The sequence below is a fragment of the Pseudomonas sp. Wu6 genome (assembly GCF_019891515.1).
Classification (GTDB): Bacteria; Pseudomonadota; Gammaproteobacteria; order Pseudomonadales; family Pseudomonadaceae; genus Aquipseudomonas; species Aquipseudomonas orientalis_A.
The window spans coordinates 78,165-97,841 of the sequence record NZ_JAFLXH010000021.1 but is presented as its reverse complement, the minus strand read 5'-3'; the positions used below and the strand labels follow the sequence as shown (position 1 = coordinate 97,841).

20 protein-coding genes are annotated in these 19,677 nt (G+C 59.7%); 12 read left to right on the top strand and 8 right to left on the bottom strand.

Going from position 1 to position 19,677, the window contains the following annotated elements:
* Positions 1-191: 191 nt before the first annotated feature.
* On the top strand, positions 192-1,538 hold the full coding sequence (locus J1G34_RS16110; protein WP_065895039.1) for a carbohydrate porin: 1,347 nt from the start codon (positions 192-194) through the stop codon (positions 1,536-1,538).
* Between the two features lie 100 nt (positions 1,539-1,638).
* Positions 1,639-2,484, top strand: a complete 846-nt coding sequence (locus J1G34_RS16105; protein ID WP_065936842.1) for a D-hexose-6-phosphate mutarotase — start codon at positions 1,639-1,641, stop codon at positions 2,482-2,484.
* Between the two features lie 120 nt (positions 2,485-2,604).
* On the opposite strand, the gene J1G34_RS16100 is transcribed toward J1G34_RS16105, so the two are convergent.
* Positions 2,605-3,465 carry a MurR/RpiR family transcriptional regulator gene (locus J1G34_RS16100; protein ID WP_170039859.1) on the bottom strand — a complete coding sequence of 287 codons (861 nt, stop codon included), beginning with the start codon at positions 3,463-3,465 and terminating at the stop codon, positions 2,605-2,607.
* A 220-nt stretch (positions 3,466-3,685) separates the two neighbouring features.
* On the opposite strand from J1G34_RS16100, the gene zwf reads away from it, so the two are divergent.
* The 3 genes from zwf to J1G34_RS16085 are packed head-to-tail and all read left to right on the top strand — an operon-like array spanning position 3,686 to position 6,535.
* Positions 3,686-5,152 (top strand): glucose-6-phosphate dehydrogenase, encoded by a 1,467-nt coding sequence (gene zwf / locus J1G34_RS16095; RefSeq protein WP_065887684.1) that lies wholly within the window; start codon positions 3,686-3,688, stop codon positions 5,150-5,152.
* The gene (gene pgl, locus J1G34_RS16090) at positions 5,139-5,852 is read left to right on the top strand and encodes a 6-phosphogluconolactonase (RefSeq protein ID WP_065895037.1); all 714 of its coding nucleotides are present in this window, start codon (positions 5,139-5,141) and stop codon (positions 5,850-5,852) included. Before zwf ends, pgl begins: the two co-directional genes overlap by 14 nt.
* Before the next feature lie 17 nt (positions 5,853-5,869).
* Positions 5,870-6,535, top strand: a complete 666-nt coding sequence (locus J1G34_RS16085; RefSeq protein ID WP_065887687.1) for a bifunctional 4-hydroxy-2-oxoglutarate aldolase/2-dehydro-3-deoxy-phosphogluconate aldolase — start codon at positions 5,870-5,872, stop codon at positions 6,533-6,535.
* A gap of 698 nt (positions 6,536-7,233) precedes the next feature.
* On the opposite strand, the gene J1G34_RS16080 is transcribed toward J1G34_RS16085, so the two are convergent.
* Together J1G34_RS16080 and J1G34_RS16075 are read right to left on the bottom strand one after the other, a co-directional pair.
* Positions 7,234-8,409, bottom strand: a complete 1,176-nt coding sequence (locus tag J1G34_RS16080) for an aminotransferase class V-fold PLP-dependent enzyme (protein ID WP_222994327.1) — start codon at positions 8,407-8,409, stop codon at positions 7,234-7,236.
* 18 nt (positions 8,410-8,427) lie between these two features.
* Positions 8,428-8,664 (bottom strand): DUF3820 family protein, encoded by a 237-nt coding sequence (locus J1G34_RS16075; RefSeq protein WP_065895142.1) that lies wholly within the window; start codon positions 8,662-8,664, stop codon positions 8,428-8,430.
* A 205-nt stretch (positions 8,665-8,869) separates the two neighbouring features.
* Between J1G34_RS16075 and J1G34_RS16070 the strand changes: the two genes are divergently transcribed.
* Entirely contained in the window at positions 8,870-9,337 is a 468-nt protein-coding gene (locus tag J1G34_RS16070; protein WP_065895035.1) for a ferritin-like domain-containing protein, read from the top strand.
* A 130-nt stretch (positions 9,338-9,467) separates the two neighbouring features.
* On the opposite strand, the gene J1G34_RS16065 is transcribed toward J1G34_RS16070, so the two are convergent.
* A complete protein-coding gene (locus J1G34_RS16065) occupies positions 9,468-9,938 on the bottom strand; it encodes a MaoC family dehydratase (protein ID WP_034115694.1) in 471 nt (156 codons plus the stop codon).
* A gap of 57 nt (positions 9,939-9,995) precedes the next feature.
* Positions 9,996-10,940, bottom strand: coding sequence for an alpha/beta hydrolase (locus J1G34_RS16060; RefSeq protein ID WP_222994326.1), 945 nt, complete (start codon positions 10,938-10,940; stop codon positions 9,996-9,998).
* Positions 10,941-11,153: 213 nt separating this feature from the next.
* On the opposite strand from J1G34_RS16060, the gene fadD2 reads away from it, so the two are divergent.
* Both fadD2 and fadD1 read left to right on the top strand, forming a co-directional pair.
* Positions 11,154-12,842, top strand: a complete 1,689-nt coding sequence (gene fadD2 / locus J1G34_RS16055; protein ID WP_065895033.1) for a long-chain-fatty-acid--CoA ligase FadD2 — start codon at positions 11,154-11,156, stop codon at positions 12,840-12,842.
* Positions 12,843-13,231: 389 nt separating this feature from the next.
* The gene (gene fadD1 / locus J1G34_RS16050) at positions 13,232-14,923 is read left to right on the top strand and encodes a long-chain-fatty-acid--CoA ligase FadD1 (protein ID WP_065887701.1); all 1,692 of its coding nucleotides are present in this window, start codon (positions 13,232-13,234) and stop codon (positions 14,921-14,923) included.
* A gap of 131 nt (positions 14,924-15,054) precedes the next feature.
* Here the strand turns inward: fadD1 and J1G34_RS16045 are convergent, their stop codons facing one another.
* Positions 15,055-15,432, bottom strand: a complete 378-nt coding sequence (locus J1G34_RS16045; RefSeq protein WP_065895032.1) for a hypothetical protein — start codon at positions 15,430-15,432, stop codon at positions 15,055-15,057.
* Positions 15,433-15,632: 200 nt separating this feature from the next.
* On the opposite strand from J1G34_RS16045, the gene J1G34_RS16040 reads away from it, so the two are divergent.
* From J1G34_RS16040 to def, 3 genes are all read left to right on the top strand, one after another.
* The gene (locus tag J1G34_RS16040) at positions 15,633-15,818 is read left to right on the top strand and encodes a CsbD family protein (RefSeq protein WP_065895031.1); all 186 of its coding nucleotides are present in this window, start codon (positions 15,633-15,635) and stop codon (positions 15,816-15,818) included.
* 181 nt (positions 15,819-15,999) lie between these two features.
* Complete coding sequence (locus J1G34_RS16035; protein WP_065895030.1) at positions 16,000-16,953, top strand: YihY/virulence factor BrkB family protein; 954 nt, start codon at positions 16,000-16,002, stop codon at positions 16,951-16,953.
* A complete protein-coding gene (def, locus tag J1G34_RS16030) occupies positions 16,950-17,489 on the top strand; it encodes a peptide deformylase (RefSeq protein ID WP_065935201.1) in 540 nt (179 codons plus the stop codon). Before J1G34_RS16035 ends, def begins: the two co-directional genes overlap by 4 nt.
* 108 nt (positions 17,490-17,597) lie before the next feature.
* On the opposite strand, the gene J1G34_RS16025 is transcribed toward def, so the two are convergent.
* Positions 17,598-18,029 carry a GNAT family N-acetyltransferase gene (locus J1G34_RS16025; RefSeq protein ID WP_128876178.1) on the bottom strand — a complete coding sequence of 144 codons (432 nt, stop codon included), beginning with the start codon at positions 18,027-18,029 and terminating at the stop codon, positions 17,598-17,600.
* A 184-nt stretch (positions 18,030-18,213) separates the two neighbouring features.
* Between J1G34_RS16025 and J1G34_RS16020 the strand changes: the two genes are divergently transcribed.
* Entirely contained in the window at positions 18,214-19,140 is a 927-nt protein-coding gene (locus J1G34_RS16020; RefSeq protein ID WP_222994325.1) for an aliphatic sulfonate ABC transporter substrate-binding protein, read from the top strand.
* Positions 19,141-19,165: 25 nt separating this feature from the next.
* On the opposite strand, the gene J1G34_RS16015 is transcribed toward J1G34_RS16020, so the two are convergent.
* The gene (locus J1G34_RS16015; RefSeq protein WP_065887711.1) at positions 19,166-19,636 is read right to left on the bottom strand and encodes a hypothetical protein; all 471 of its coding nucleotides are present in this window, start codon (positions 19,634-19,636) and stop codon (positions 19,166-19,168) included.
* Positions 19,637-19,677 lie beyond the last annotated feature (41 nt).

Genomic DNA, 19,677 nt, shown 5'->3' with positions numbered 1-19,677 from the left:
GCGCGAGCTTGCTCGCGAAGGTCGTTAACGATGACGCAGCGCTCCTGGTTTAGCGTGGCGCTCTCGGGTTTTTCGCGAGCAAGCTCGCTCCTACAGTACTGTGGTTAATGGTTAACTTGTTGTTTTAGCTAAAAAAAGTAAACCGCGTTAGATAAAAACAGTTTAATAACAATAAAGACGAGGATGTAGGGATGAAAAAGCAACACAACAACACTCGGCTGTTCTGCCAACTGTCAGCAGCAGCAGCCCTTGTATTGTCCGCCAATGCGATGGCGGCCGATGCGTTCAGCGCCGATTCCAAGTGGATGACCGGCGATTGGGGCGGCGAGCGTACCAAGCTGATCGAGCAAGGTATCGACATCAAGGCCGATTACGTAGGGGAAATGGGCTACAACGCCCACGGTGGCTACAACGACGACAAGACCGGTCGTTACTCCGACCAGTTCGGTCTGGGCGTAGCGCTGGACCTGCAAAAGCTGTGGGGCTGGGATAATACCCAGGCCAAGATCCAGCTCACCAACCGTAATGGCCAGAACATCTCCAACGACCGCATCGGCGACCCGCGTGCCGGCACGCTCAGTTCGTCGATGGAAGTCTATGGCCGTGGCCACATGGTGCGCCTGACCCAGTTCTGGATCCAGCACCAGATGTTCGACAACAAGCTGGACGTGAAACTCGGCTACTTCGGTGAAGGCGAGGACTTCAACACCTTCCCGTGCGACTTCCAGAACCTGTCGTTCTGTGGCTCCCAGGTCGGTAACTATGTAAACACCTGGTACAACTGGCCGGTCAGCCAGCCGGCCATCCGCGTGAAGTACAACATCACGCCTGAGTTGTATGCACAGATCGGTGCCTACAGCCAGAACCCGTCGCAGCTGGAGCACGGCAACGGCTTCAAACTCAGCGGCAGCGGTACCAAAGGTACTGTGATTCCGGTGGAATTGGTCTGGTCGCCGAAAGTCAACAACCTGCCGGGCGAATACCGCGTGGGTTACTACAAGAGCGCGGCCGATGCTCCGGATGTACGTGAAGACGTCAACGGCAACGATGCGGTCCTCACTGGCGCAAACTTGCGCACCCGCAGCAGCAAGAAAGGCTACTGGTTCGTTGCCCAACAGCAACTCACCACGCACAACGGCGACGCTACCCGTGGCCTGAACATTGCGGCCAACGCGACCTTCCACGACAAGGAAACCAACCTGGTCGACAACTACCAGTCGTTGATGCTGGTGTACAAGGGCCCATTCGACGCACGTCCAAAAGATGACGTCGGCATTGGCGTCGCGCGTCTGCATGTCAACGATGACGTGAAGAAGAACTCGCAGTTGCTCAATGCCGCCAATGGCATCAGCGACTACGACAATCCGCTTTACACGCCGATTCGCGAGACCGAGTACAACGTCGAATTGAACTACGGCTTCCACGTTACCAACTGGCTGACCGTGCGTCCTAACTTGCAGTACGTTGTCCAGCCGGGCGGCGTGGACAAAGTCGACAACGCGCTGGTAGCGGGCCTGAAGATTCAGTCTACGTTCTAACGCGGTTGCGATAAGCTCCTTCTCTCTGTGCGCATTTTGCGGGTAGCCATGGCTATCCGCTTTTTTTTGGGTGGCACTGTGATATTCGGAACCTGTGCACATGCATGAGCAACCGCTGCAACGCTTTTTCAAGTCCCTGCGCGAGCGTCCGGTGTTCGCCTGGGAGCGCTTTCAGATGCGCGATGTGTTGGTGATCGACCACCCGCTGTGCCAGGCGGTGTTCAGTCGCCAGGGCGCGCAACTGCTGCACTTTCAGCCCACCGGCCAGAAACCCTGGCTGTGGTGTGCGGCCAAATGGCCGCAAGTCGGCGCGATCCGCGGCGGCGTGCCGGTCTGCTGGCCGTGGTATGGCCGTCATCCCAGCGAAAACGCCTGGCCGTCCCACGGCTGGGCGCGCTTGATCGACTGGAAACTGCTCGACAGCAGCACCGATGACGATGGCGTGCGCCTGCATTGGCAGTTGCAGTTATGTGACTGGCAGGTGGACCTGCACGCGCAATTGGGCGAAACCCTCGAACTGCGCCTGAGCACCGAGCATCAGGACGAGCTGCCGTGCCAGTTGAGCCATGCTTTGCATGCTTATTGGCGTATTGGTCACGTTGACGAGGTAGCGCTGTCTGGGCTCGATGGCGCGCAGGGTTATGACCAGCTCAATCGCCAGGTTTGCCAGCAGGAAGGTGAGTTGCGCGTTGATGGCGGGTGCCAGCGGGTGTTCCAGCACGAGGGCGAATTGCAGCTCAAGGACCATGCCTGGCAGCGTGAACTGTGCATCGATACCGGCGACAGCGCCGACACGGTGGTGTGGCACCCCGGTAGCCGGCCGCTATTGGGCGTGAGTTTTAACGAAGCGTCAGGATTTGTGTGCGTGGAGTCGGCGATGGCCGGGGCGAGCCTGGCGCCCGGGGAGCGGGCGCATTTGAGTCTGCAGGCCAGGGCAGGGGTCTAGTGGTGTGGCTGATGGCCTCATCGGGGGCAAGCCCCCTCCCACTTTTGAATGGGTTCACAAATCAAATGTGGGAGGGGGCTTGCCCCCGATGAGGCCAGTAAAGCCAACACAGATGCCGGCTTAGTTGAACTCATCCCCCACCGGATACCGGCTGTCATTCAAGCTCTCTTTGATCTTGCGCAAGTGCGGCTGGAAATCCACGCCACGGCGCAACGTCATGCCGGTCGCCAGCACATCCAGTACCGTCAACTGAATGATTCGCGACGTCATCGGCATGTAGATGTCGGTGTCTTCCGGCAACGGAATGTTCAGGCTCACGGTACTGGCCTTGGCCAGTGGTGAGTTCTCGGCCGTCACCCCCAGCACCGACGCGCCGTTTTCCCGCGCGATACGCGCCACTTCCACCAACTCGCGGGTACGCCCGGTGTAGGAAATGATCACGAACAACTCACCCGTGTGGGCGACCGAGGCGATCATGCGTTGCATCAGCACGTCGGCGTGGGCGGTCACCGCCAGGTTGAAACGGAAGAATTTGTGCAGCGCGTCCATCGCCACCGGTGCCGAGGCGCCGAGGCCGAAAAAGTGGATCTGCCGCGCCTGGATCAACAAGTCCACGGCCTTGCTGATCAGGGCCGGGTCCAGGGCCTGGCAGGCGCTGTCCAGGGAGGCGATGGCGCTGCCAAAGATCTTCTGGGTGTAGGCCTCGGGGTTATCATCGGCTTCCACGGCGCGGCTGACATAGGCCGCGCCGCTGGCCAGACTTTGCGCCAGCTGCAATTTAAGTTCAGGGTAACCGCTGACGCCGAACGAACGGCAGAAACGGTTGACCGTCGGTTCACTGACCGAGGCGGCCTGGGCGAGGGCGGCGATCGAGAAGCGGGTGGCCTGCTGCGGGTTGAGCAGGATGACCTCGGCGACTTTTTTCTCGGCCTTGTTCAATTCTTCGAGGCGGTTCCGGATCTGTTCCAGAAGATTTCGCACGCGGTCCATTCAGTCTTTCCTTCGGGCGACGATGCAAATAAAAAGGCGGTAACCAATCGATGAGTGGCTTCTCGCGGTGGCCTATCCTACTGAGGGTAGCGGAACACCACCACTCGCAATACGTATTGGCGGAAAATGTTGTGGTTATTACTACATTTTTCCTTGAGTGATGCCTTGAAAAAAGGTATTTGTAGCTTAACTTGATAAAAGAACAAACATCATGCCTTCGATAACCGTAGAACCCTGCACCTTTGCCCTGTTTGGCGCCTTGGGTGATCTGGCGCTGCGCAAGTTATTTCCTGCTCTCTATCAACTCGATGGCGCCGGCCTGCTGCACGATGACACGCGCATCCTGGCCCTGGCCCGCGAAGCCGGGTCCGAGCAGCAGCACATGGCCCACATCGAACAAGAACTGCGCAAATACGTCGGCAAGGAACTCGACGAAGCCGTGGCCCAGCGTTTCCTGGCGCGCCTGGCGTATGTGCATGTCGACTTCATGAAGGCTGACGACTACGTCGGCCTTGCCGAAAAGGTCGGTAGCGAACAGCGCCTCATCGCCTACTTCGCCACTCCGGCTGCCGTCTATGGCGCGATCTGCGAGAACCTGTCCAAGGTCGGCCTGGCGGAAAACACCCGTGTGGTGCTGGAAAAACCGATTGGTTCTGACCTGGAATCCTCGCGCAAGGTCAACGACGCCGTCGCGCAGTTTTTCCCGGAAAACCGCACCTATCGCATCGACCACTACCTGGGTAAAGAGACGGTACAGAACCTGATCGCCCTGCGTTTCGCCAACAGCCTGTTCGAAACCCAGTGGAACCAGAACTACATTTCCCACGTGGAAATCACCGTGGCCGAGCAGGTCGGCATCGAAGGCCGTTGGGGCTACTTCGACAAGGCCGGCCAACTGCGCGACATGATCCAGAACCACCTGCTGCAGTTGCTCTGCCTGATCGCCATGGACCCGCCGGCCGACCTGTCCGCCGACAGCATCCGTGACGAGAAGGTCAAGGTGCTCAAGGCCCTGGCGCCGATCAGCCCGGAAGGCCTGACCACCCAGGTGGTGCGCGGCCAGTACATCGCCGGCTACAGCGCCGGTAAAGCCGTGCCGGGCTACCTGGAAGAAGAGAATTCCAACACCCAGAGCGACACCGAGACCTTCGTTGCCCTGCGCGCCGATATCCGTAACTGGCGTTGGGCCGGGGTGCCGTTCTACCTGCGCACCGGCAAGCGCATGCCGCAAAAGCTGTCGCAGATTGTCATCCACTTCAAGGAACCGTCCCACTATATTTTCGCCCCCGAGCAGCGCTTGCAGATCAGCAACAAGCTGATCATCCGCCTGCAGCCGGACGAAGGTATTTCCTTGCGTGTGATGACCAAGGAGCAGGGCCTGGACAAGGGCATGCAACTGCGCAGCGGTCCGCTGCAACTGAATTTTTCCGACACCTATCGCAGCGCACGCATCCCCGATGCCTACGAGCGTTTGCTGTTGGAAGTGATGCGCGGCAATCAGAACCTGTTTGTTCGCAAAGATGAAATCGAAGCCGCGTGGAAGTGGTGTGACCAGTTGATCGCCGGGTGGAAAAAATCCGGTGATGCGCCCAAGCCGTACGCGGCGGGTTCCTGGGGGCCGATGAGCTCGATTGCACTGATCACGCGGGATGGGAGGTCGTGGTATGGCGATATCTGAATTGAAACTGCCTCAGGGCGTCACTGCCCATGAGTACCGCACGCCCGTGTTGTTGGCGGACGGACTGGCCACTGACGTGGCCGAGCAACTGCGCGCGGCCATCAGCGCGCGCGGCGCGGCGACGTTGGTCGTGTCCGGCGGCCGCAGCCCCGTGGCGTTCTTCCAGAACCTGGCCAGGCAGGTGCTGGACTGGTCCAGGGTCACCATCACCCTGGCCGACGAGCGCTGGGTGCCGGTGGAACACGCCGACAGCAACGCCGGCCTGTTAAAGCAGCACCTGTTGCAAGGCCCGGCGGCCGAGGCCCGGTTCCTCAGCCTGTACAGCGCTGCCGCCAACCTGGAAGACGCTGCCGAGCAGGCCGATCGCCTGCTGGCCGAGTTGCCGGCGATCGATGTGCTGGTGCTGGGCATGGGCGATGACGGCCACACCGCTTCGCTGTTTCCCGACAGCCCGAACCTTGCCCAGGCCTTGCAGGCCGACGGTACCCGCCGTTGCTGGCCGATGCTGGCGCCGACCGTGCCGCACCAGCGCCTGACCATGAGTCGCGCGTTGCTGGCGACGGCCCACTACACCGTACTGTCGATTTCCGGCAGTTCGAAGTTGACCACCTTGAGCGCCGCGCTGGCCGGTGACGATGTCGCCGCCATGCCGATTCGCGCGTTTTTGCAACCTACATTAGAGATTTACTGGTGCCCATGAGCCAAGGATCAGCCGCTATGAAAAGCCCTCAACCGACCGTGTCCATGGCGGATAAAGTTGCCCTGATCGACAGCCTATGCGCCAAGGCGCGGATCCTGCCGGTGATCACCATCGCCCGTGAACAGGACATCCTGCCGCTGGCCGATGCCCTGGCCGCCGGTGGCCTGACCGCATTGGAAGTGACCCTGCGTTCCGAGTTCGGGCTCAAGGCTATCCAGGTGCTGCGCGAGCAGCGCCCTGAACTGTGCACCGGTGCCGGCACTGTGCTGGACCGTCATATGCTCGAAGCGGCAGAAGTGGCCGGCTCGCAGTTTATCGTCACCCCCGGCATCACCCGCGACCTGCTGGAAGCCTCGGTACACAGCCCGATCCCGCTGCTGCCCGGCATCAGCAACGCTTCCGGCATCATGGAAGGCTATAGCCTGGGTTATCGCCGCTTCAAGCTGTTCCCGGCCGAGGTCAGCGGCGGTGTGGCGGCGATCAAGGCCTTGGGTGGCCCGTTCGTTGAAGTGAAATTCTGCCCGACCGGCGGCGTCGGCCCGGCCAACATCAAAAACTACATGGCGTTGAAAAACGTGATGTGCGTGGGCGGTAGCTGGATGCTTGATCCCGAGTGGGTCAGGAACGGCGACTGGGCGCGCATCCAGGAAGTCACCGCCGAGGCGCTGGCGCTGCTGGATTGATCTGATTTATCGAATCGTTGTTGCTGTGCTTAACGGCATTTTTGCGGTGCACTTGGTCGGTGTACCGCTTTTTTTTGCCTGTAGATCCAGGCCACCACACATTCCAATGTGGGAGGGGGCTTGCCCCCGATGACGGCCTCAGGGCCGACCAGGATGTTGTGTCGATCCTGACCCAAATGTGGGAGGGGGCTTGCCCCCGATGGCGGCCTCAGGGCCGACCAGGATGTTGTGTCGATCCTGACTCAAATGTGGGAGGGGGCTTGCCCCCGATGGCGGCCTCTGGGCCGACACAGGATGTTGGATCAGATCGAGTACATATCCGTTTCTGCGGTAACGGCCACTTAGGGTTCCGCCCTGACGGCGGCTCACTTTTGAAAAGCGCAAAAGTAAGCAAAACGCTCTTGCCCCACCACTCGGCACCTCGCTCAGGCTCGGTGTGCCCTCTCTCCGGCTTGAATCCGTGGGCCGCCGCAATGGGCCATCCATGGCCCAGTGCGGCTAACCCGGCGTCCTGCCGGGTTGCCCACGGATTCAAGCCTGCGTTCGGCCAGCGTGGTTTAACGGGGCGCCTGAGATCAAGATCAAGAGCGACTCGCTTCGCATCGTGGTTACCGGCTCGCTTCGCATCGTGGTTACGGTTGGCGCTACAGAGTTGTGTGGATACCTATGGCCATCGGGGGCAAGCCCCCTCCCACATTTTAATCTGCGTTTAGTTGGGTAATTGAGTGGACCAACACATCGATGTCCGCAGTGGTAGTCACCAACCCCGGCGTCACTCGAATACAGGTGCCAAACGCCGCGCCTGAGCGGGTCGTGGTGAACACGTCATGCTCCTTGAGCATGCGGTCAACCATCACCTGCTGATCGCGCCCAATGAACTTGAATGCGGTAATCGCGCAATACAGCCTCGGATCATCCGGGGTCAGCACCTCAATGCCCGGCAACTCGCGCACCTGGCTCACCCACATGTCCCGCAGATGGTTGACCCGGGCACCCTTGGCCGCCGCGCCGCCCAGTTCCCGATGTTCTTCAAGCACCAGTGGCAAGCTCATCAGTGCCGGAAAGTTCGGTGTGCTGTAGGACGTACGTGCCCGCACATCCGTGGCGGGGTAGTGGAATTCGCCCATGTCCGCGTCGATATCCGGCAGGCGTTCGGGGGCAATGTAGAGAAAGCCCAGGGTCAGCGGCGCTCCGATCCATTTGTGCAGGTTGAAGCCGGCGAACTGAATGCCCAGTTCGCCAAGGTCGAAATCGATCTGGCCCAGGGCGTGGGCGCCGTCGAGGATCACGTCGACCCCCTGATCACGTGCAGCCCTGGAAATCGCCGCCACCGGCATCACCAGGCCGGTACGGTGGGTGACATGGGTCAGCGCCATCAGCTTGAGGCGCGGGTGTTGATCGAAGGCGTCGCGATACGTCTGCACCAGGCTGTCGAAGCTGGCCGGGTGGGGGTGGGAAATTTCGATCACTTCAACACCGCGCACGCCCGCCAGCCAGCGCATCGCGCCTTTGACTGTGTCGTACTCCAGATCACTGATCAGCACCTGATCGCCCGGTTGCAGGCGGTTGTAGTTGCGGATCAGCGACTGCAAGGCTTCGGTGGCGTTGCGGGTGAAGGCCACCGAGTCGGGGTCGGCATTGATCAACGCGGCCAGTTGGCGGCGAATCTGGTTATTTTCCCCTTGCTCGAAGCGCTGACGCACATACACCGAGTTGCTGCGGTTGATAAACGCCACGTGCTCCAGGTACTGCGCCTGGACTGCACGGCTCATGCGCCCGAAGTAACCGTTTTCCAGATTGATCGGGCCCGGTTCCAGCGCATAGCGCTGGGCGATGGCCTGCCAGTGAGGTTCGTTGTTTGCATTCCTTGGCATGGTGTGGCGCTCAATTAATTAATGGCGAGGGGCGGGCTTACCGTGTTTAACGCGCAACGGTTCGAGCAATTCGGCCAGGCCGTTGTGGTCGATTTCCTGCATCAGTGCCAGCAAGCCGCCCAGTTCTCCGTAGGGAAATCCCTCGCGAGCGAACCAGTTCAGGTAGGGGCCGGGCAGGTCGGCGATGATCCGGCCCTTGTATTTGCCAAACGGCATTTGGCGGGTGATCAGCAATTCGAGTTTTTCGGGGTTCATGGTGTTAAGCAGTGAAGGCGGGGTCTTCGAAAATACAGGCATTCTGCATGAAGGCCAAATGACAGATCATGCAAATAACATACATACAGATGGTTCAATTATTCGTAACTTATTGAATTTATTAACAAAAGTAATTTTTCAAAACCTGGCACGGGCGCTGCAATCATTAAGGCAACCTTCATCAATCCACACAAGGAATTGAAAAATGACTGACATCAACAAAGAATCGATCTCTGTACTCAACGACCTGATCGAGACCAGCATCGATGGTCAGAAAGGTTTCAAAGAGTGCGCAGAAGACATCAAGCACCCTGAACTCAAAGCGCTGTTCGCCAAGCGCTCCGTTGATTGCGGCACTGCTGCCGCTGAGCTGAAAACCGCCGTACGTGCCCTGGGTGGCGATCCGGAAGACTCCGGCAGCGTGGCCGGTGCCCTGCATCGCGGTTGGGTTGACGTGAAGTCCATGGTGACCGGCAAGGACGAAGAGTCCGTGCTGAACGAAGCCGAGCGCGGTGAAGACCACGCACTGAAGGCTTATAAGGAAGCGATCGAGAAGATCAACAAGCACAACCTGCTGGGCATTCGTGACCTGGTTGAGCGTCAGTATCACGGCGTGCAACGTAACCACGACCAAGTCAAAGCCTTGCGTAACCAGGCTCGCGCCCAGTCGTAAGCCCTGTGCTGTAAGGCTGTAAAATGTGGGAGGGGGCTTGCCCCCGATAGCGGTGGATCAGTCGATAGCTCTATGACTGACACACTGCAATCGGGAGCAGGTCCCCTCCCGCATTGCTTTCGTCTACCTGTCAGCCGATGCTGATCGGCGGCAGTTCGGTCAGCGTCACAACCTGCTGCTTACGCGGCGCAAGGATCTCCGCTTCGCCATCCACGACCAGTTCATCACGCTGGTTGAACACGCGAGTGGCAATGCGTACCCGGAACTTGGGCAGTTTTTCCAGAATTTCCAGGCGCACCGTCAGGGTGTCGCCGATTTTGACCGGCTTCTGAAAGCTCATCTGCTGGCCGATATAAATCGTGCCCGGCCCAGGCAGTTCGCAGGCAACCGCCGCACTGATCAGCGCGCCGCTGAACATGCCGTGGGCGATACGCTCCTTGAACATGGTTGCCTTGGCATATTCGGCATCCAGGTGCACCGGGTTGTGATCGCCGGACATGGCGGCGAACAGCTGGATATCGCGTTCTTCGACGGTCTTGCTGAAGCTGGCGGTCTGGCCGACTTCAAGGGCCTCGTAGGGGGTGTTGGTTACCTGGGTCATCTAAACGTGCATCCTGTGGCTAATCGATAATTTAATCGGCTGATTTTAAACGCAAAGTCATTCGCAGCGGGTGGGCCTGCGCAATGCCTGGGTGTGCTTGAGCCACGTCAGGACATCCGCGGTGACGTCGTCGCGGTTGGTTTCGTTGAACACCTCATGACGCGCCTGCGGGTAGAGTGTCAATTGCAGGTGCTGGCAGCCGGCCTCACGCAGGGCGCGGGCCAGGCTCTTGAGACGCTTGCCTTCACTCACCGGATCACATTCACCGCCGATCAGCAGCATCGGCAGGCCCGGATCGATCTGCGCGAGATTGGACGCTTTGCTGATGTGCTGCAAGCCGCCGAGCAGGTCGACCCACAGTTGATTGGTGCAGCGAAAACCGCACAGCGGGTCATGGATGTACTTGTCGACTTCAACCGGGTCGCGGCTGAGCCAGTCGAAGGCGGTGCGATTGGGTTTGAACGCCTTGTTGAATGAACCGAATGACAGAAAATCAATCAACCCACTGCGCCCGCGCAGGCCCTGGCGCGCGCGCTCGATACGTGCAATCAGCCGCGCTGCGCGATACAGCGCCACCGGCTGGAAATTCGAACCGCTCAGAATGGCGCCGTGCAAGCTGGCGCTGTGGTGCAGCAGGTACGCCTGGGCGATATAGCTGCCCATGCTGTGGCCCAGCAAGATGATCGGCAGCCCCGGATGCTGCTGGCCGATGTGCTGGTTGAGGCTGGCCAGGTCTCCCACCACCTTGTTCCAGCCATCGTTCTCGGCATACAGCCCCAGGGTGCCCTCGTCGGCGGTGCGGCCATGCCCGCGTTGGTCCAGCGCATATAAACCGTAGCCGGCGCCACAAAACGCCTGGGCCAGGCGTGCATAGCGGCCGCTGTGCTCGGCCATGCCGTGGGACAGCATCACCACGGCCTTGGGGAGCGCGTCAGGCATCCATTGATTGACGAACAGCCGGCTGTGGTCATTCGCGGTCAGCCAGAAAGTGCTGTGGTTCATGGCGGTTCCTTTGCTCAGGGTCGTTGCAGTGTATAGCTCATCTGCCCGGGGGCGGGGTATCTGCCTGCGCCTTAGCGACAAGATTCATACAATCAATGACACAGTTCAGCGTATTTGCCTGTTTGGCCATTACTGCTAACGTCCTCAAAGCTCCGCTCTTTGTAGCTGCATAGAAAAGCGGCCGGACCTGTTCAGGTAAAGAGGACAAGAATAATGCAACCTGATTTCTGGAATGACAAACGCGCCGCGGGCGTTCCCAATGACATTGATCTGACCAGCTACACATCGGTGATCGAAGTTTTCGAGCGCTCCTGCAAGACCTTTGCCGACCGTCCAGCGTTCAGCAACATGGGCATTACCCTGACCTACGCCGAGCTTGAGCGCCACAGCGCGGCGTTCGCCGGTTACCTGCAACAGCACACCGACCTCAAGCCCGGCGAGCGCATCGCGGTGCAGATGCCCAATGTGTTGCATTACCCGATTGCCGTTTTTGGCGCACTGCGCGCCGGGCTGATCGTGGTCAATACGAACCCCTTGTACACCCCGCGTGAAATGCGCCACCAGTTCAAGGACGCCGGCGTGCGCGCGCTGGTCTACCTCAATCTGTTCGGTTCGCGGGTTCAGGAGGTGTGTGCCGACACCGAGATCGACTACCTGATCGAAGCCCGGATGGGCGACTTCATGCCCGCCGCCAAGGGCTGGCTGGTCAACACAGTGGTCGATAAGGTGAAGAAGATGGTCCCGGCCTACCACCTGCCGCGTGCGCTGTCGTTCAAGCGCGCCCTGCGCATGGGCGGTGGCCTGGGCGTGACCCGCCATCCGGTGACCCTCGACGACATCGCTGTGCTGCAATACACCGGTGGCACCACGGGCCTGGCCAAGGGCGCGATGCTCACCCACGGCAACCTGGTGGCGAACATGCAGCAGGTGCGGGCGTGCATGTCCCAGACCGGCGACGATGGTCACCCGCTGGTCAAGGAAGGGCAGGAGGTGATGATTGCGCCGCTGCCGCTGTACCACATCTATGCATTCACCGCGAACTGCATGTGCATGATGGTATCCGGCAACCATAACGTGCTGATCACCAACCCGCGGGACATTGGCGGCTTCATCAAAGAGCTGAAGAAGTGGCGTTTCACCGGGTTGCTGGGGCTCAACACGTTGTTTGTGGCGCTGATGGACCATCCGGACTTCAAGCACCTGGACTTTTCCCATCTCAAGCTGACCAACTCCGGCGGCACGGCGTTGATCAAGGCCACCGCCGAGCGCTGGCAGCACATCACCGGTTGTGCGATCGGCGAGGGCTACGGCCTGACCGAAACCTCGCCGGTGGCCAGCACCAACCCGTATGGCAATAAGTCGCGACTGGGCACCGTCGGCATTCCGGTGCCGGCCACGGCCATGAAAGTGATCGATGACGAGGGCACCGAGCTGCCGCTGGGCGAGCGCGGTGAGCTGTGCATCAAGGGCCCGCAGGTGATGAAGGGCTATTGGCAGCAACCGCAGGCCACCGCCGAAGCGCTGGACGCCGAAGGCTGGTTCAAGACCGGCGATATCGCGGTGATCGATGCCGACGGTTTTATCCGGATTGTGGACCGTAAGAAAGACCTGATTATCGTGTCGGGCTTCAACGTGTACCCCAACGAAATCGAGGACGTGGTGATGGCGCATCCGGCCGTGGCCAACTGTGCGGTGATCGGCGTGCCGGACGAGCGTACCGGGGAGGCGGTGAAGCTGTTTGTGGTGGCGCGTGCCGAGGGGGTGAGCGTTGAGGAGTTGAAGGCGTACTGCAAGACCAATTTCACCGGGTACAAGGTGCCCAAGCATATTGTGCTCAGGGATTCGCTGCCGATGACGCCGGTAGGCAAGATTCTGCGCCGGGAGCTGCGCGACATCGCCTGAACCTTGAATTGAAATGCAATTAAAAATGTGGGAGGGGGCTTGCCTCCGATAGCAGTGGTTCAGTCAACACATTGAGTGACTGACACACCGCCATCGGGGGCAAGCCCCCTCCCACATGTGTTATTTGTCGCCCGGTATGGCTCATTCCAGAGCGGATTCCAGAGGTATAGAATCTTTGCTCTAAAAATGACCACTGGATATTCTTGAGTCATGTTTATGACTGTAGGGCCCTCTTTTGGCTCTAGGCGGGCCTTGGCAAAGCTGCTACTCTCGGCGCGCTTTGTGACGTCTAGGCCTGCTTGAAAGCGCCAGATTCACCTTAAAACACACACCAATAATAATCGCATCAAATGCGATGATGAATTCGCGTCGCTGAGGAGTGGGCTTCCATGAACGAAGACTTTTGGAAGGATAAGTACCCCGCCGGGATTGCTGCACAAATCAATCCAGACGAGTATCCGAATATTCAGGCGGTATTGAAGCAGTCCTGCCAGCGCTTCGCCAACAAACCGGCTTTCAGCAACCTGGGCAAGACCATCACCTACGGTCAACTGTACGAATTGTCCGGCGCATTTGCCGCCTACCTGCAACAGCATACCGACTTGAAGCCCGGCGATCGAATTGCCGTGCAACTGCCCAACGTCCTGCAGTACCCGGTCGCCGTATTCGGCGCCATCCGTGCCGGGCTGATCGTGGTCAACACCAACCCGCTGTACACCGCGCGGGAAATGGAACATCAATTCAACGACTCCGGGGCCAAGGCCCTGGTCTGCCTGGCCAACATGGCGCACCTGGCTGAAAAAGTCGTGCCCAAGACCGCCGTCAAGCACGTGATCGTGACCGAAGTGGCCGACCTGTTGTCGCCGTTCAAGCGCCTGTTGATCAACAGCGTGATCAAGTACGTGAAGAAAATGGTCCCGGCGTATCACTTGCCGCAAGCGATCAAGTTCAATGACGTGCTGGCCAAGGGGCACGGCCAGGCGGTCAGCGATGCCAACCCGGCCAGCGGCGATGTGGCTGTTCTGCAATACACCGGCGGCACCACCGGGGTGGCCAAGGGCGCGATGCTGACTCACCGCAACCTGGTCGCCAACATGCTGCAATGCAAGGCGCTGATGGGCTCCAACCTCAATGAGGGGTGCGAAATCCTGATCACGCCGCTGCCGCTGTATCACATCTATGCGTTCACCTTTCATTGCATGGCGATGATGCTGATCGGCAACCACAACATCCTGATCAGCAACCCGCGCGACCTGCCGGCGATGGTCAAGGAACTGTCGAAGTGGAAGTTCAGCGGCTTTGTCGGCCTTAACACCCTGTTCGTGGCGCTGTGCAATAACGAAGGTTTCCGCAAGCTGGATTTCTCCGCGCTGAAGGTCACCCTGTCCGGCGGCATGGCGCTGCAACTGGCGGCGGCCGAACGCTGGAAGGCCGTGACCGGTTGTGCCATCTGCGAGGGTTACGGCATGACCGAAACCAGCCCGGTGGCCACCGTCAACCCGATCCAGCATATCCAGATCGGCACCATCGGCATTCCGGTGCCTTCCACCGTGTGCAAGGTGATTGCAGACGATGGCACCGAGCTGGCGCTGGGCGAAACCGGCGAGCTGTGCGTCAAGGGCCCGCAAGTGATGAAGGGCTACTGGCAGCGTGAAGACGCCACCGCCGAGATGCTCGACAGCGAAGGCTGGCTGAAGACCGGTGACATCGCGATCATTCAGCCCGATGGCTACATGCGTATTGTCGACCGCAAGAAGGACATGATCCTGGTCTCGGGCTTCAACGTGTACCCCAACGAACTGGAAGACGTGCTGGCGGGCCTGCCGGGTGTGTTGCAGTGCGCAGCCATCGGCGTACCGGATGAGAAGTCCGGGGAGCACATCAAGCTGTTCATTGTGGTCAAGCCGGGGGCCACCCTGACCAAGGAGCAGGTGATGGAGCACATGCGCGCCAATGTCACCGGCTACAAAGTACCCAGGGCAGTTGAGTTCCGCGATGCATTGCCGACCACCAACGTGGGCAAGATCCTGCGGCGTGAATTGCGTGATGAAGAACTGAAGAAGCTCGGTCTTAAAAAGTAACTTAAACCAAATGTGGGAGGGGGCTTGCCCCCGATAGCAGTGGTTCAGTCAACACATTGAGTGACTGACACACCGCCATCGGGGGCAAGTCGAATCGTCGCACCGCCCCTCCCACATTTTTGATCGCGTTCTTACAGAGCGAACTGGGCGAAGCCGATTCCTGCACCGGCCGGCCGCACGTCCTTGAGGAACGAGTCCTTGTCGGCGCTCAGTTCCAGGGTGATCTCCGGCTTGCGTTTGCCGGCATTGCGCACCACCAGCCCTTCGAGGTTTTCGCGCAGGAACAGGGTCGGCACCTTCAGGTGCAGCAACTGGTCGGTGTCGGCGTTGTGCATCAACAGGTGGATCCACTCGTACTGGCCCACGCCGATCCGCACCACGGGCAGGTCGAACCACCAGATGTTGCGTTTGCGGTCCAGGTCGGTGAAATGACAGTTGTTGACGCCGAGTACGGCACCTCCCAGTTCCTGGTTTCTGCGGGCGATGGCCTGTGCTTTATCGAGTTTCATAACCTTCCTACGGGATCTGTTATTCAGCGTGTGAGCCTGAATGTGCCGGGCATTCTCGTGGGTTGGCCACAAAACATAAAGGCAAACCTGCCCCTTTCGATGAAATGCCCGCTGAAAATAATTGAAACTCTGGCGCATGGCGTCGAGTCAACCGCAGCGTAGTGACCAAAAACCATTTGATTGTTATCAGGAGTAATACCATGGGCAGCACTTCCGATAAGGTAAAAGGCATGGCTAACGAAGCCGTCGGTAACGTCAAGCAAGGCGTCGGCAAGGTTACCGATAATGACAAACTGCGTGCTGAAGGCGTGATCCAGGAAAAGAAAGGCGAAGCGCAGCAGGCCGTTGGCAAGACCAAGGATGCGGTGAAAAAAGCCACCGAGTAACACGGCTTGGCTGGCTCCTGTCCAGCAGCCCGACGGCCATCCACGGATGGCCGTTTTTGCAGGTACTGGCGCAACTAAACTTCAGAAATTGTTTCAAAGTCGCCAAATGGGCTACTTTGATGTAGAAAACGGCCCCTGAGTCGCCCACGACTTCAACTCTTTGCGGCGAAAGGAGACGCTAATGATTTTTCCGGTACTTGATGGTCTCAAGCTGCACAAGGTGCTGGTGCGCACCGTCACCGAATTCGTCGACGACGAGATGCCCACCTATGCCTCGGCACTGGCGTACCAGATGCTGTTTTCGCTGTTTCCCTTCCTGCTGTTCCTGATTGCTTTGATCGGTTTCCTGCACCTGCCGGACTTTTTCACCTGGCTGCGCCTGCAGTCGGAGCTGGTATTGCCGCCCCAGGCCCTGGAGCAGGTCAACCCGGTGATCGATCAACTGCAGCAATCCAAGGGTGGGCTGCTGTCGGTAGGTATCGTGATCGCCCTGTGGACCGCCTCCGCCGGTGTGCGCTTGATGATGAGTGCGATGAACGCGGCGTATGACGTGGTGGAGGGGCGGCCGATCTGGAAGCGTTTTCCGCTGTCGATTTTCTACACCGTCGGCATCGCCGGCATGCTGCTGGCCGCCGCCGCGCTGATGGTGCTCGGCCCGCAAGTGATGGAGTGGCTGGCGGGGCAGATCGGCATGCAGGAGTTCGTCGTCACCCTGTGGACGATCCTGCGCTGGCCGCTGATCGTGATCCTGCTGATGTTTGCCGTGGCCCTCATGTACTACGTGATGCCGGACGTGGAACAGGAGTTTCGCTTTATCACCCCCGGTTCCGTGCTCGCGGTGGTGGTGTGGATCGTCGCTTCCCTCGGCTTTGGCTACTACGTCAAGACCTTCGCCGACTACAACGCTATGTATGGCAGTATCGGTGCGATCATCGTCCTGCTGCTGTACTTCTATATTTCCGCCGCCGTGTTGTTGCTCGGTGCGGAGATGAATGCCGTGATCGAACACATGTCCGCCGAGGGCAAGGACCCCGGCGAGAAGGAAATCGACGAACCGGGTCATACCTCTGAAAAACAGCATGTCTCAGGCCTAGGCCGGGACCACTCCAAGCCCCTCGCCGAGCCTGAACAATGATCCGTGACATCCTCAAAATGGGCGATGAACGCCTGCTGCGCATCGCCCCGCCGGTACCGCCGGAAATGTTCGACAGCCCCGAGTTGTGGCAACTGATTGATGACATGTTCCAGACCATGGAACATGTGGGCGGCGTCGGCCTGGCCGCGCCGCAGATCGGCGTCGACCTGCAACTGGTGATCTTCGGTTTCGAGGCCAGCGAGCGCTACCCTGACGCGCCGCCGGTACCGCAGACCATCCTGATCAATCCACTGATCACCCCGCTAAGCCCGGTACTGGAAGAGGGCTATGAGGGTTGCCTGTCCGTCCCCGGCCTGCGCGGCGCCGTGGACCGTTACCAGCAGATTCGCTACGAAGGTTTCGACCCCAAGGGCGAGCCGATCGTACGCTTCGCCGACGGCTTCCATGCACGGGTGGTGCAGCATGAATGCGACCACCTGATTGGTCGCTTGTACCCGTCGCGGATTACCGACTTCAGCAAATTCGGGTTTATCGAAGTGATGTTCCCGGAAATGGACCCAACCGCCGACGAGTGACCTGCAGGCCCTCTGTAGGAGCGGGCTTGCTCGCGAAAAACGTCAACGATAACGCGTGCTTCCTGAATGAACGCGGTGCCTGTGAATTTTTCGCGAGCAAGCTCGCTCCTACCTACCGCTATCGGGGGCAAGCCTTCCAAGTGATTGAAGTCCCATCGCGATCATCGGCTTGTTGCGCTTGTAACGCACCAGCCGCTCACTGAGCGATTGCGGCAGCACGGTGTCCTGTGAAAACCCCATACGCCGGTACAACCCTTCAAGGTCCGGATGGCACAACAGCCAGACCGTGCCGTCCACACTCGCCACCGCCTGGTGGATCAATCGCGCCGCCAGCCCCTGGCCGCGATAGGCCGGGTCAACGAACACCCCCGTCAGCCACTGCCCACCCACCACAGGTGTCAGGCACAACCCGGCCACAATCTCAGCGTCTCTGGCCACCCACAACTGCCCGCCCTTGAGCGCCTTCATCGACGAGTTGTGGTTGCGGTAAAACTTGTTCAGCAACGGCCATAGCGGCGCTGCCAGCCGTTCGATGTGCATGGTCAAACCAAATGAAAAGGGCAAGGCGCGCATTGTAACCGGTGCCGGCGGAGCACCGACAATGGCTGCGCTGATCGTGCATAAAGTTATAAGTAGATGACTTTTAAATATTATTAAAGAATAAGAGGGCTTGTTAGGATCGCTCCCAACCTGCACCCGCCGCCAAGGCCAAGGAAGCGCTCTTATGCTGAAAATAATTGTTGTCGCCGTTCTTTCGCTGTTCGCTGCCAACGTGCTGGCCGCCGATCCTCCCACCCTGCGCATTGGCTATCAGAAAAGCTCGGTGAGCATGGTGCTCGCCCGTGAGCACAAGCTCTTCGAAGCCGCGCTGCCCGGCACCCAGGTGCAGTGGACCGAGTTCCTCGGTGGCCCGCCGCTGATCGAGGCGCTGAACGCCGGCAGCCTGGACATCGGCAATATCGGTGACATCCCGCCCATTTTCGCCCAGGCCGCCGGCATCGAGTTGCAGTACATCGCCGTCGAGCCCAATGACGGCAAGACCGAAGCCGTGCTCGTGCCCAAAGCCAGTACGATTCAGAGCGTGGCCGAACTCAAGGGCAAGCGTGTGGCCTTGCTCAAGGGGTCCAGCGCGCACAACCTGTTCCTCAAGAGCCTGCTGCGCGCCGGCTTGCAGTGGAAGGATGTGAACGTGGTGTACCTGTCGCCGTCCGACGGCCGCGCCGCATTCGAGCAGGGCAAGGTGGACGCCTGGGTCGTGTGGGACCCGTATTACTCGGCCGCCGTGGTCGACGGTGCCGCCCGTGTGTTGGGCACCGGCGAAGGCCTCAATCCGGCCGGCAGCTTCTTCGTGACCAGCGGCGCGTTTGCCCGGCAAAACCCCCAGGCCATCGCCACCATCATCCAGACCCTCGGCAAGGCGCAGCGTCTGTCGCTGGCCCAGCCCGAGGACAGCATCGCGCTGATGGCCAAGACCCTGGGCCTGCAACCGGCCGTGGTCAAAAGCTACTTCGAGCACCGCTCGCCGGCGCCGATCCGGCCGCTGCAGGGGGGCGACATCGCCACTCAGCAAGGCACCGCCGACCTGTTTTTCGCCAATGGCCTGATCCCGAAAAAGATCGAGGTGCAGCAGGTTGTGTTCAAAGGTCCATAAGCCCACGGTGAGTTCAAAGTGTGGCTTAGATGGCTGCCAGGGTGTCTTTCAGTGCCTGGGTTTGTGGAGCAGCCGTCTTCGCCGCTACCTGCTGCTGTTGCTGCTCCTTCAAACGCTCTGCCACTTGGCTGGCAATGGCGTCTTGCCTTTCCTGCGGCAGGGCCTGCACTTGTTCCTCGGTCATCCCCTGCTCCTTGAGCAACTGTTCGCGGATGCGTTCGGCCGGGGATTTGCTCATGTATTCGGTGAATTCAGCCCGCGCCCCCGAGGTCGGTGCTGTGGTCTGCAGTTGCACGCGAGTCTTGGCGAACGCCTCGTCGATGCGGTCGCCCGCCTTGTCCAGCTCCTTCTGCGCGGCCGGCATCGCCGTACCTGGCTGCGCACCCTGCAGGGCGCCGCTGTACAACGCGCTGGCGGCGGCATTGGCCGGGTCCATGTCGGGCCGCTTGATCTGTTGAACCGTCGAAACGGCTTGGGTGTTGGTGTTAACCAGCATGATCGTTCACCTGTGCAAATATGCGGTGTGACAGCTGGAGC